Origin of the sequence: Pseudomonas sp., assembly GCF_050739995.1 — a bacterium.
In the GTDB taxonomy this organism is placed as follows: Bacteria; Pseudomonadota; Gammaproteobacteria; order Pseudomonadales; family Pseudomonadaceae; genus Aquipseudomonas.
Window position 1 is genome coordinate 1 of sequence record NZ_JBOICG010000529.1, and the last position, 11,580, is coordinate 11,580.

12 protein-coding genes are annotated in these 11,580 nt (G+C 61.9%); 11 read left to right on the top strand and 1 reads right to left on the bottom strand.

What is annotated here, in order from left to right; translation table 11 throughout:
* Positions 1-41: 41 nt before the first annotated feature.
* From ACRESD_RS17210 to ACRESD_RS17235, 6 genes are all read left to right on the top strand, one after another.
* On the top strand, positions 42-575 hold the full coding sequence (locus ACRESD_RS17210; protein ID WP_431752015.1) for a 2,4'-dihydroxyacetophenone dioxygenase family protein: 534 nt from the start codon (positions 42-44) through the stop codon (positions 573-575).
* A gap of 70 nt (positions 576-645) precedes the next feature.
* Positions 646-1,905: an MFS transporter gene (locus ACRESD_RS17215; protein ID WP_431752016.1), complete on the top strand. Its 1,260-nt coding sequence runs from the start codon at positions 646-648 to the stop codon at positions 1,903-1,905.
* Positions 1,902-2,960, top strand: coding sequence for a 2,3-butanediol dehydrogenase (locus ACRESD_RS17220; RefSeq protein ID WP_431752017.1), 1,059 nt, complete (start codon positions 1,902-1,904; stop codon positions 2,958-2,960). The genes ACRESD_RS17215 and ACRESD_RS17220 overlap by 4 nt, the downstream gene beginning before the upstream one ends.
* 11 nt (positions 2,961-2,971) lie before the next feature.
* Entirely contained in the window at positions 2,972-3,697 is a 726-nt protein-coding gene (locus ACRESD_RS17225) for an SDR family NAD(P)-dependent oxidoreductase (protein WP_431752018.1), read from the top strand.
* A 96-nt stretch (positions 3,698-3,793) separates the two neighbouring features.
* Positions 3,794-5,068 carry a carbohydrate porin gene (locus tag ACRESD_RS17230; protein WP_431752019.1) on the top strand — a complete coding sequence of 425 codons (1,275 nt, stop codon included), beginning with the start codon at positions 3,794-3,796 and terminating at the stop codon, positions 5,066-5,068.
* A gap of 33 nt (positions 5,069-5,101) precedes the next feature.
* Positions 5,102-6,733, top strand: a complete 1,632-nt coding sequence (locus ACRESD_RS17235; protein ID WP_431752020.1) for a GMC family oxidoreductase — start codon at positions 5,102-5,104, stop codon at positions 6,731-6,733.
* A 111-nt stretch (positions 6,734-6,844) separates the two neighbouring features.
* Here the strand turns inward: ACRESD_RS17235 and hpaR are convergent, their stop codons facing one another.
* Entirely contained in the window at positions 6,845-7,267 is a 423-nt protein-coding gene (hpaR, locus tag ACRESD_RS17240) for a homoprotocatechuate degradation operon regulator HpaR (protein WP_431752026.1), read from the bottom strand.
* A gap of 208 nt (positions 7,268-7,475) precedes the next feature.
* On the opposite strand from hpaR, the gene ACRESD_RS17245 reads away from it, so the two are divergent.
* The 5 genes from ACRESD_RS17245 to ACRESD_RS17265 are packed head-to-tail and all read left to right on the top strand — an operon-like array spanning position 7,476 to position 11,542.
* Positions 7,476-8,774: an NAD(P)/FAD-dependent oxidoreductase gene (locus tag ACRESD_RS17245; RefSeq protein ID WP_431752021.1), complete on the top strand. Its 1,299-nt coding sequence runs from the start codon at positions 7,476-7,478 to the stop codon at positions 8,772-8,774.
* A 31-nt stretch (positions 8,775-8,805) separates the two neighbouring features.
* Positions 8,806-9,171, top strand: a complete 366-nt coding sequence (locus ACRESD_RS17250) for a cupin domain-containing protein (protein WP_431752022.1) — start codon at positions 8,806-8,808, stop codon at positions 9,169-9,171.
* An 11-nt stretch (positions 9,172-9,182) separates the two neighbouring features.
* Positions 9,183-10,004, top strand: coding sequence for a molybdenum cofactor biosynthesis F family protein (locus ACRESD_RS17255; RefSeq protein WP_431752023.1), 822 nt, complete (start codon positions 9,183-9,185; stop codon positions 10,002-10,004).
* Positions 9,997-10,797: an SDR family NAD(P)-dependent oxidoreductase gene (locus ACRESD_RS17260; protein WP_431752024.1), complete on the top strand. Its 801-nt coding sequence runs from the start codon at positions 9,997-9,999 to the stop codon at positions 10,795-10,797. The genes ACRESD_RS17255 and ACRESD_RS17260 overlap by 8 nt, the downstream gene beginning before the upstream one ends.
* Positions 10,790-11,542 carry an SDR family oxidoreductase gene (locus ACRESD_RS17265; protein ID WP_431752025.1) on the top strand — a complete coding sequence of 251 codons (753 nt, stop codon included), beginning with the start codon at positions 10,790-10,792 and terminating at the stop codon, positions 11,540-11,542. The genes ACRESD_RS17260 and ACRESD_RS17265 overlap by 8 nt, the downstream gene beginning before the upstream one ends.
* Positions 11,543-11,580: the final 38 nt, after the last annotated feature.

Below are 11,580 nucleotides of genomic sequence, written 5' to 3' on the forward strand. Positions count from 1 at the left end.
CGTTATATTCGACTCACCCATAACAACGTCAGATGCCAATCATGCCCGAAGCCGCCAACCGTGAATTCTGGAAAGACCTGCAACCCATCCCTGACTGCTTCAAGCCCGACGCTAAACCGGAAGTCTACCTGCACAACGCGCCGACCGAGGACGAGAGCCTCTACGTGCCCTTCACCGAAACCGTCAAGTCGCGACCGCTGTGGATCTCGCCGAGCGAGAATCGCTGGTGCGACATCCTGATGTCGACGACTGCGGGCCTGGTCAACCGTCACTACCACCCCCACGAGGTGTTCGCCTACACCATCAGCGGCAAGTGGGGCTACCTGGAGCATGACTGGACCGCCACCGCTGGCGACTTCGTCTACGAAACACCCGGCGAAGGCCATACCTTGGTTGCCTACGAACACGAAGAGCCAATGCGCGCGTTCTTCATCGTCAAGGGCCCGCTGATCTGGCTCGACGAGAGCGGTAATCCTGATGGTTTCTTCGACGTCCACGACTACATCGCGATGTGCCGAAAGCACTACGAGAAGATCGGCATCGGCGCCGCTTACATCGACTCTCTATTCCGCTGACCCAAGACGCGCGCCGCGCCTTACCGACGCGCCCTCCCTGCTGGCCGGCCAACCCGGCCTGGAGACCGACATGGCACATAATAAAAAATCCGCCAGTTACGAAAACGTCCTCCTCAGCGTGCTGTTCCTGACCTTCGGATTCGTCTTCTTCGACCGCCTCGCGCTATCGTTCCTGTTCCCCTTCATGCAGAAGGAGCTGCAACTGAGCAATAGCCATCTAGGCATGCTCTCCTCAGTACTCGCCCTGGCCTGGGCAGTGTCCGGCGCGCTGGTCAGCGCCTGGTCAGACCGCCGCGGCCAGCGCAAGCCGTTGCTAGTCGCTGCGGTGATCCTGTTCTCATTGTGCTCGGCGCTGTCCGGGCTCGTTGGTGGTTTCTTCAGTCTGCTGCTGTTCCGCGGCATCATGGGCCTCGCCGAGGGGCCGATCCTGCCGCTCTCACAATCGCTGATGGTGGAGGCCTCTTCACCCCATCGGCGCGGTCTGAATATGGGCCTGCTGCAAGGCTCGGCAGCCGGCCTGCTAGGTGCGGTCATTGGCCCGCCGTTGCTCGTAGCCTTGGCCCAGGCCTTCGGTTGGCGCCATGCCTTCATCGTCTCACTGCTGCCAGGACTGTTAATCGCCTGGCTGATCTGGCGCTATGTGCGCCCGGACCCAGCCCGCGAAAAGGTGCCGGCAGTCAGTGCAGACGCTCCGAAAGGCAGTCGCCTGGCGTTGTTGAAGAGCCGTAATATCCTGCTCTGCACCCTGATCAGCTGCGTGTTCGTCACTTGGTTCATCGTGCTGATCTCCTTTACCCCGATCTTTCTGGTTAACACCCGCGGCTTCAGCCCGACCACCATGGGCAATCTGATGAGCTGCCTGGGCGCCGCATGGGTGGTCTGGGGCTTTGCCGTGCCAGCGATCTCCGATCGCCTCGGTCGCCGACCTACCCTGGTGATCTTCTCCCTGCTCGCTGCCTGTTGCCCGCTGGCCATGCTCTACGCACCGGACGCCACCAGCCTTGGCTTGCTGTTGCTGCTGACTTACACCGGGCTCGGCTGCTTCACCCTCTTCATGGCCACCATTCCGGCAGAGACCGTGTCGCGCGCAATTGTTGCCACTGCCCTCGGCCTGATCATGGGGTTGGGAGAACTGATCGGCGGCTTCGTCGCGCCCACCATCGCAGGCTTCGCGGCTGACCGCTTCGGCCTGGCCATCGTCATGTGGATCTCCTGCGGCGGTGCCCTGCTCGCCGCCGTCCTCTCGCTGTTCCTGCAAGAAACCGCGCCGGCGGTACTCGCCCGCCGCAGCGCTCCAGTGACCAACGCCATGCAAGGAAACCAATCATGAAAGCACTGCGCTGGCATGCTGCTCGCGACCTGCGCCTGAGCGACCTGGAACTCCCGGGACCTGGCACGGGTGAAGTCGAACTACGGGTTGCCTACTGCGGAATCTGCGGCAGCGACCTGCACGAATACCAGGACGGACCGCACTCAATTCCCCAAGCCGAGCCCCACCCCCTCTCTGGCTGCCGTGCGCCACTGACCCTCGGTCACGAGTTTTGCGGCGTGGTCAGCGCCCTAGGCGCAGGGGTGGTGGACCTGAAGGTCGGCGACCGGGTAGCGGTAGAACCGGAGTACCGCTGCGGCGAATGCCGCTACTGCCGGGAAGGCCGTTACAACCTCTGCGAGTCGATGGGCTTCATCGGCCTGATGGGGGACGGCGGATTCGCTGAACGTGCACGGGTGCCGGCCTACATGCTGCACCGCCTGCCGGAGACCGTGAGCTTGCGTCAGGCCGCCGTGCTCGAACCGGCTGCCGTCGCCCTGCATGCCTTGCACCGCAGCAGCCTGGCGCCCGGGCAACGCTGCGTGGTGTTCGGCCTCGGCCCGATCGGTTTGCTGCTGGTGATGCTGGCCCGCCTTCGCGGCGTGGACGACATCACTGTCGTCGACCTCAGCCCGGAACGCCTGGCCCTGGCCGAAGAATTCGGCGCCACCCAGGTGCTCGACGCCAGGGACGGTGACACGGCAGCGCGGTTGCGAGAAGGCGGCGCCATGGATTGCGCCTTTGAAGCAGCCGGCAGCCAGGCCAGTCTCAACGCCGCTCTGGCCAGCCTGCGCAAGGGCGGCGAGTTGGTCTTGGTAAGCCTTATGGGCGAGGTCCGCCTGGACGCCTTTGACCTTGTCAACCGAGAGCTGCGCCTGCTTGGCAGCGTCGGCTACCGGGACGTCTATCCCGAACTGATCGCCCTGGTCGCCGACGGCCATCTCGACCTGGCCCGTGCGGTGACTCGCTGCGTATCCCTGGAGCAGGCGGTGGACCAAGGTTTCGAAGCGCTGCTGCGGGACAAGTCGCAGATCAAAATACTGGTCAACCCCAATCCGGACCTGGCCGACGCTTAAAGGAGCAAAGCATGATTTTTCAAGACAATCTCTATTTGCACCAGCAGGTGCTGGTCACCGGCGGCACCTCCGGCATCGGCGCCACTATTGCCGTGCATTTCGCAGAGCTTGGCGCCGAGGTCCTGGCCGTTGGCCTGGCCGCTGACGGCGAACATGCACTACGCCACCCACGGGTCCGACACCTGGAACTGGACATCACCGACCACCCACAACTGGAACAGGTGTTCGCCGAACTGCCGGGCCTGAACGTGCTGGTCAACAGCGCCGGCATCAGTCGCGACCGTGACGAATACGACTTGGCGACCTTCGAGCGGGTGCTGCGCCTTAACCTGACCGCCGCCATGCACACGAGCCAGTTGGCCCGACCTCTGTTGGCGAAACGGGGTGGAAGCATCCTCAACATCGCGTCAATGTTCAGCACCTTCGGTTCAGCCGATCGCCCGGCCTACAGCGCCAGCAAAGGCGCCATCGTGCAACTGACGAAGTCGCTGGCAGGCGAGTATGCCGCCGAAGGCATTCGGGTCAACGCCATCGCCCCGGGCTGGATAGACACGCCATTGGGTGCAGGCCTCAAGGCTGACGTCGAAGCCACCGGCCGGATCATGCAACGTACACCGCTGGCGCGATGGGGCGAGCCGGTTGAAGTCGCCAGTGCCGCCGCGTTCCTTTGCAGCCCTGGCGCCAGCTTCATCACCGGCGCCGTGCTGGCGGTGGACGGCGGCTACCTCTGCGTCTGACACCTTACCGACATGGGCTGGCCATAGCCTGGAACCGCCTGCATGGCGCAGGCGGACGTTCGCAAAAAAAAACAATAAAAAGACGAGTACCTTGCCATGAAAACCCTTCGCATTCTGCCGGTGCTGCTCTGCACCAGCGTCCTGAGTCTGTCCGCGTATTGCGCCGAGAACGCCCGCAGCGGACCGCTGGCCGGACTCGGTGAACAACTCGAGCTGAACGGCGTGAGTACCCACGCACAATTCTGGAGCCTGTCGATGAAAAACCTCGACACCGGCCCAAGGCCTAACAGTTTTGGCAACAGTGGCGACCTGTTCGTCGGGGCTGATATCAACCTCGGCACCCTGGCCGGCCTCGAAGGTTCGGCACTTCATGTCGAAGAAACGATCTTCATCCTCGATCAGGGCACCGGACAACCTACCTCACGCAACTGGCAAGGTGCCGCCGGCAGTTACTTCGGCGGGGCACCGATTCACAACGACATCACCAGCAACCAACTGAGCCTGCTGACCTTCGAACAAAAATGGCTCGATGGCCGGCTCGACCTGCACTTGGGACGCACCAATGCCCGACGCTATTTCTACATCTACAACTGCGACACAGTGGTCACCTGCAATGACCCGATCATCGACTCATCTACCGGCGTGCTGCCACCGCCCTACGGCGCCTGGGGCGGCTACCTGAAATACCAGGTGAACCCAAGCCTGTACGTACACGCGGGGGCGTTCGAATCCAACCCGGTGGACTACCTGAAAAAGCGCAAGGGCCTGGACTTCAGCACCGACGACGCCAGCGGTACCAGCTTCCTGCTGGGCATCGGCAGCAAGCCAGGCGACGACACCACCCAGTACGAACTCAACGCTTATTTCAACACCTCAAAGCAGGTCGATCCCTTGACCGGTGCCAGTGACCACGGTACCGCTGGCGCGTTCTTCAAGTTCCGTCAAACGCTGTGGCGCGCCAACCTGCAAGGTTTACAAGTGTTCGGCTCGCTGTCGGCTGCCGCCGATGACAAGCAGCCCTTCAGCCATTTTGCCGAAGCCGGTCTGACCTATCTCGCGCCCTTCGACCGGCCGCAGGACAAACTCAACTTCAAGGCCAGCTACCTGCGAATCAACCCGCACCAACTGGAATTTCAGCAACGGATGCGCACCGACAACAACGGCGACCCGCGCTTGGGCGACCGCGATGTCTACGCGCTGGAAGCCAACGGTCACTTTGCCCTTAGCCGCAACTTATCCATTGAGCCGAGCGTGCAGTACCTGATCAATCCGGACAACTTCTACAACCCTGGCGCCCGAGAGTTGAGCGGTAATGGCTTTGTGGTTGGGCTGCAAGTGATGCTGGATATCGGTTCGATGCTCGGGCTCTGAAGCTGTTTTTCTATCGTCAACGAGGTAATTGTCATGACCCAATCCCCCGCACACACGTTCGACTACATCGTGGTAGGCGCAGGTTCGGCCGGCTGTGTGCTGGCCAACCGACTGTCTGCCGAACCCGGGGTTTCGGTGTGCCTGATCGAAGCAGGGCCCAGTGATCGCACGCTGTTTCCCGGGGCCTACATACGCACACCGGCGGGCATCATCCGCTTGATCGCCAATCCGAAATGGAACTGGATGCATCAGTTCGAACCCCAATCGGCCAGGGGTGACCAACCGATCCCCTGCCCTCGCGGTCGGGTCTGGGGCGGTTCAAGTGCGATCAATGGCATGATCTATGTGCGGGGCCACCGCAGCGATTACGATCGCTGGGGGGCGGCCGGCAACCGGGGCTGGGGCTACGACGACCTGTTACCGTACTTTCGCCGCTCCGAGCATTTCGAACCAGGACCTTCGCCGTGGCATGGTCAGAACGGCGAACTGAACGTCACCCACCAACGTAGCCCAAGCGCAGTCAACTCAGTGTTCTACGATGCTGCGGCGCAAATGGGCTGGCGCTACAACAACGACTTCAACGGCGAGGAACAGGAAGGGTATGGTGCGTTTCACGTCACCCAGATCAACGGCGAGCGCTGCAGCGCTGCCCGAGCGTTTCTCTACCCGGCGTTGTCTCGACCGAATTTAACCGTGCTCAGCGAGACCCTGACTCATCGGGTGTTGCTCGATGGCAAGCGTGCCGAGGGTGTCGAAGTCAGTCAGGGAGATCAGACGTTCACGCTCAAGGCCCGGCGAGAAGTGATCCTCAGCGCTGGCAGTATCAACTCACCCCAGCTGTTGTTGCTGTCCGGTATTGGGCCGGCCGAAGAACTGGCCCGCCACGGGATTACCCAGCACCACGAACTGCCGGGAGTCGGGCAAAACCTGCAGGATCACCAGGACATTGTCTTGATGTACCGCAGCGACAGCGAACTGGGTTACGGGCTGTCTGTTCGCGGAATGTTGCCATTGGCGGCCTCGCCGTTTCAGTACCTGGCAGCGCGACGGGGTCCATTGACCTCGAACACCGTGGAGTCCGGTGCCTTTTTGCGCCTCGATCCTGCCGATACCGCGCCGCAGTTGGGTCTGATTGTCGCCCCGGCATTGAAGAACCAGCCCCAACGTCTGGTTCCCGTAGGTCACGGCATCAGTTTGCACGTGGCGGTGATGCATCCCAAAAGCCGTGGCCAGGTGCGCTTGCGCTCTGCGGACCCGAAGGAAAAACCCCAGGTGGACGGCAACTTCCTCAGCCATCCAGAGGATTTGAACACCCTGGTAAAAGGCTTTCGCCTGGTGCGTAAATTGGCGGCGACTCCGGCCTTTGCCGAACGCTTGAGAGGCGAACTGGTGCCTGGGCCGAAGGTCAGCAGCACTGAGCACATCGAGCAGTGGATCAGGGAAAACCTGGGCACCGTGTTTCACCCGATAGGCACCTGCAAAATGGGCAACGATCCCATGGCGGTGGTCGATGACCAACTGCGTGTCCACGGCTTGCAACGATTGCGGGTAGCGGACGCGTCGATCATGCCGACCCTGATTACCGGTAATACCAACGCCGGCGCAATCATGATCGGCGAGAAAGCCTCGGACCTGCTGCTGGGCAAAGTGCAGCCGGAGCGGTAGTACGCCGAATGCTCCTGTGGCGGCCAGGTACTCAATCAACCTGAATAAAACGACCGTGGCCGCCACCCAGCCAGCCCTAGCATGTTGATCGGTGCCGTTTGAAACACCCCCTCAACGCTTGATGTTCTTCAAGTCCTCCAGCAGGCCCAACAGGGCCTCGAACTTCTCTGCACCCAGCTGATCCTGCAAGCGCTGGTAGTTGGCTTCCATGCAATGGCTCATGGATTCGAAACTCGCCTTGCCCTTGTCGGCCAGGGTCACCAATACACGGCGCTGGTCCTGCTCGGCCTTGCGCCGGTGCACCATGCCGGCAGCTTCCATGCGCACCAACACGCCGGTCATGCTCGGTTTGAGGATGCAGGCCAGTTCCGCCAACTGGTAAATCTCCAGCTCACCGTACTGTTCAAGGATGCGGATGATCCGCCATTGCTGTTCGGTCAGGCCGTGTTCGTTCAAGGACGGGCGGAAAAAGCTCATCGCGGCTTCGCGGGCTTGCAGCAGGGTCAAGGTCAGGGACTGGCGCGGTTTGGACATAGGGATCAGGGTCACGAAGTATTTAGTTAATAATTTAACGAAACTCTAGCATTCCCGGCCAGTGAGCGCGCTATAACTTGTTGGCAGCACCTGCCCATGGCGCGCTGAATCAAATGCCTGGGCACGCAGGGTCAAGACTTCCATCCCGCCAGGGCCCCTAATGGAGGCATCCGCTTTAGAGCCTTCCTTCACCTTTTCAGGCTGCGCCATGATCAACATCGAAACCCCTACGTATTACACCGCCACCAAAAAATACAACCTCAGTTTCCCCACGCTGGAGCAGGATATCGACGCCGATGTGGTGGTGATCGGCGGTGGTTTTTCCGGCATCAACACGGCCCTGGAACTGGCGGAAAAAGGCATTACCAACATTGTGGTGCTGGAAGCACGCTACCTGGGCTTCGGCGGCACCGGCCGCAATGGCGGGCAGATCATGGCCGGCATCGGCCATGACCTGGAGAAGATCAAGAAAGACGTGGGCGAAGACGGCCTGCGCCAGGTGTTCGAGATCAGCGACCTGGGCGCCGACATCATCAAGAACCGCATCGCCAAGTACAACATCGACGCGGATTTTTGCCACGGCTACGGCTACATGGGTTTCAACGCCCGCCAGGAAAAAACCCTGCGCGCCTGGGAAAAAGACTTCAAGTCGATCAACAGCCAGCACGAAATACGCTTTCTCGGCGGTTCCGACGTGCAGCAGATCATCGGCTCCAAGGCCTACACCAGCGCCCTGCTGCACATGGGCGGCGGGCACGTGCATTCGCTGAACCTGCTGCTGGGCGAAGCCACCGCATTGGCCAGCCATGGCGTGCGGATATTCGAGAACAGCCCGGCGCTGGAAGTCAGCTACGGCGAACGCATCACCGTGCGCACCGGCCGTGGTTCGGTGCGTGCGAGCAAGTTGCTGTGGGCCTGCGACAGTTTCCTCAACAAGCTGGAGCCAGAGCTGCACCGCTCGACCATCAACACCTACGCGTTCCAAATGATGACCGAGCCGTTGTCCGAGGAGTTGATCCAGCGCATCAGCCCAATTCGCGGGGCCTACAGCGACATTCGCCCAGTGATCGACTACTACCGCGTTACCAACGAGAACCGCCTGCTGTTCGGCGCCGCGACGCCGTTGGTGGAGCATATTCCCGGCGACCTCAAGGCCTGGAACCGCAACCTCATGCTGAAGATTTTCCCCTACCTCAAGGACGTGAAGATCGACCTGGCCTGGGGCGGCCCGATGGCCTGCAGCCCCAACCTGTTCCCGCAGATCGGCACCTTGCCGGGGCGCAGCAACGCGTTTTTCGTGCAGGGCTACTCCGGCTTCGGCGTGACCCCCAGCCACATCATCTGCAAGGTCTTGGCCGAAGGCATGAGCGAAGGCTCGGCACGCTACGACCTGGTCAGCTCGATTCATCGCCCGACCATCATCGGCAAGGACGCGATCCGCCCCTTGCTGCTGACGGCGGGTAAATCCTGGCACCAACTTTCCGGTTATTGGAACGGGCGCCGCTAACCCTATTTTTTACTCAACTGGAGCAACTGCCATGACCCTCACTACCCTCAAGCACAACGTCCAGCTGTCGGAACTCGACCCTTGGGGCACCGTGGCCGACCTCGGCTCCGAGATCCTCGAAGGCGAGGTGCGTGCCTTCGGCAAAATGACCTTCGGCGCCCCCACCGACCCGGTCAGCAGCGCGTACTTCGGCACCACCCAGGGCAAGTTCCGCATGGTCTACCCGTTCGCTGAACAGGCCACGGTGGTCACTGGCGAAGTGGTGCTGACCGACGAAACCACGGGCCAATCCACACACTACAGGGCCGGTGACAGCTGGTTCGTGACCAAGGGCACACCCGTGCTGTGGGAAGTGGTCAGCGAGAGTTTCGTCAAACACTACTTCGCCGTCGCCTAAGGAGGCGTGCCATGACAAGCTCTCCAGACTGGATCACCGTGGGCGCCCTGGCCGACGGTTTTGCCCCGCAAGCCTTCATCCTGCCCAACCTCGCCGAACTGGCCGGCAAGACCTTCATCCTGCACTTTGCCAATGGTTGGCAGATCGAGCATCGCTTTGAGCAAGAGCGCCTGGCCTGGCACGCCGCCGATGGCCACTCCAGCGGCAGCGCGCCTTACCGCGCCACCTCGATCCGCCCAGGCCTGTACCTGGTGGACTTCATCAAACAAGAAGCTGGGCACAGCTGGTCGATCAGCCTGGTGCTGGATACGCCGAACGCATCGTTCACGGCGGTGATCGGCCGTCTGCCGGATCAGCAAGCCACCCACGAAGGTCTCTACCACAGAGCTCTGGCCGGCAAGCCGCTGACCTCGGTCGAAGTTGACTTCCTCCACGGCAGTCTCGATCGTCCGTGGCAGGCCGGGCATTGCCAACATGCCCCCACCGACGAACTGGTGGGCCTGCGCAACCAATACCGCTATAGCCCCAGCGAAGTCTACGAGCACATCTATCTCAATGAACGCTTCTATGCCTGGCAGTGTTTGAAGGGTGTGGAGCAAGGCCTGTGCGATACCGACCGCTGCCATTACTACAAGATCGCCGATCAGTTGTACCTGTTCGTGTGGCAGGAAAAGATCGTGCCCACCCTCGGCCTGGTGCTGATCGACCTGCAACAGCACCGCAGTGACGGCAAAATCTTCGGCTATGCCGGGACGTCGTTCGATGCGCTGTCGAACTTTCCGGTCAGTTCCTATTGCCAGGTGCTCAACCGCACGGAGTACCCCCGTGACTGAGCCGCGCACGGTACTGATCACCGGAGCCGGTACCGGCATCGGCGCGGCCTGCGCACGGTTATACGCCGAAGAAGGCGCACGCCTGGTGCTGGTGGGCCGGCGTCGCGAGCCGCTGGAACAGGTGGCGCGCGAAACGGGTGGGCTGATCCTGGTGGGCGATGCCGCCTGCCCGGACACCTGGGAGGGTTTCATCCGCCAGATCCGCGAGCATTATGGTCGCCTCGATGTGCTGCTGGCCTGCGCTGGTGGGCATGGCCTGGGCAGCGCGACCCAGACCCTCCCCGCCACCTGGGCAGACGCCCTGCGCAGTAACCTCGACAGCGCGTTCTACAGTGCCCGCGCCTGCCTGCCGCTGCTGCAGGCAAGCGCAGGCAACATCGTACTGATCGGCTCCATTGCCTCGCTGGCAGCGGGGCCTGAAGTGTGCGGCTACACCACGGCCAAGCATGCATTGCTGGGGTTGAACCGCTCATTGGCACGGGACTACGGCCCTCACGGCGTGCGGGTGAACACAGTATGTCCAGGCTGGGTACACACGCCCATGGCCGATGCGGAAATGCAGCCGTTGATGGACACTTATGGCGATAGCTTGCAGCAGGCCTATGCACGGGTGTGCGCCGACGTCCCTTTGCGACGAGCCGCCCAGCCAGAGGAAATCGCCAAGGTGTGCCGCTTCCTGGCATCCAGTGATGCCTCGATCATGACCGGTGCCACGGTGGTAGCCGACGGCGGTTCAAGCATCGTCGACGTCCCGACCCTGGCCTTCGCCCATTTGGAGAACCTCCATGAATGACCTGGAATTCAGCGGACAAGTGGTGTTGGTCACCGGGGGTGCCCAAGGTATCGGGCGTGGCATCGTCGAAGCGTTCGCTCAGCGTGGCGCGCGGGTCGTGATTGCCGATCGCCTGTTGGAACAGGCCCTGGGCGTGGCCGCTGAGTTATGCGCGCAAGGTTATTGCGTGGAAGCGCTGGGCGTAGACCTGGCAGAAGCCGAGGCGGTATTCACCTGCGTCAAGGGGCTGACCCGGCTCGACACCGTGGTGCACAACGCCGGCTATTTTCCATTGACCGCCCTGGAAGACATCACCCCGGCACTCCTGCAGCGCACCTTGGCGGTCAACCTGTCGGCGCTGTTCTGGCTGACTCAGGCGGCGTTGCCGATGTTCCGCGCACAAGGCCGAGGCTGTGTGCTGGTGACGTCCTCCGTTACCGGCAACCGGGTCGGCTACCCTGGGCTGAGTCATTACGCGGCGTCCAAGGCCGGGGTCAACGGGTTTATCCGCAATGCGGCGCTGGAGTTGGCGCCGTTGAACGTGCGGGTCAACGGTGTAGAACCCGGCATGATCGCCACCCCGGCGATGGGCAATCTGGGCGACGCCTCGCTGAACGACAGCATCGCCAGCCGCGTGCCCCTGGGGCGTTTGGGCGTAGCGGCGGATATCGCGGGAGCCATGCTGTTTCTAGCGTCCGACCTCGCCAGCTATATCACCGGTCAGACCCTGGTGGTGGATGGTGGATCTACCCTGCCGGAAGTCTGACCCCCTTCAAACTCTAATTGTAGTGAGCGGGCTTGCCC

Excerpts from the sequence above, each read along its gene's own strand:
- ACRESD_RS17245 (WP_431752021.1), top strand. The coding sequence starts at position 7,476 with ATGATCAACATCGAAACCCCTACGTATTACACCGCCACCAAAAAATAC.
- ACRESD_RS17235 (WP_431752020.1), top strand. The coding sequence starts at position 5,102 with ATGACCCAATCCCCCGCACACACGTTCGACTACATCGTGGTAGGCGCA.
- ACRESD_RS17225 (WP_431752018.1), top strand. The coding sequence starts at position 2,972 with ATGATTTTTCAAGACAATCTCTATTTGCACCAGCAGGTGCTGGTCACC.
- ACRESD_RS17210 (WP_431752015.1), top strand. The coding sequence starts at position 42 with ATGCCCGAAGCCGCCAACCGTGAATTCTGGAAAGACCTGCAACCCATC.
- ACRESD_RS17250 (WP_431752022.1), top strand. The coding sequence starts at position 8,806 with ATGACCCTCACTACCCTCAAGCACAACGTCCAGCTGTCGGAACTCGAC.
- hpaR (WP_431752026.1), bottom strand. The coding sequence starts at position 7,267 with ATGTCCAAACCGCGCCAGTCCCTGACCTTGACCCTGCTGCAAGCCCGC.
- ACRESD_RS17220 (WP_431752017.1), top strand. The coding sequence starts at position 1,902 with ATGAAAGCACTGCGCTGGCATGCTGCTCGCGACCTGCGCCTGAGCGAC.
- ACRESD_RS17255 (WP_431752023.1), top strand. The coding sequence starts at position 9,183 with ATGACAAGCTCTCCAGACTGGATCACCGTGGGCGCCCTGGCCGACGGT.
- ACRESD_RS17230 (WP_431752019.1), top strand. The coding sequence starts at position 3,794 with ATGAAAACCCTTCGCATTCTGCCGGTGCTGCTCTGCACCAGCGTCCTG.
- ACRESD_RS17265 (WP_431752025.1), top strand. The coding sequence starts at position 10,790 with ATGAATGACCTGGAATTCAGCGGACAAGTGGTGTTGGTCACCGGGGGT.
- ACRESD_RS17215 (WP_431752016.1), top strand. The coding sequence starts at position 646 with ATGGCACATAATAAAAAATCCGCCAGTTACGAAAACGTCCTCCTCAGC.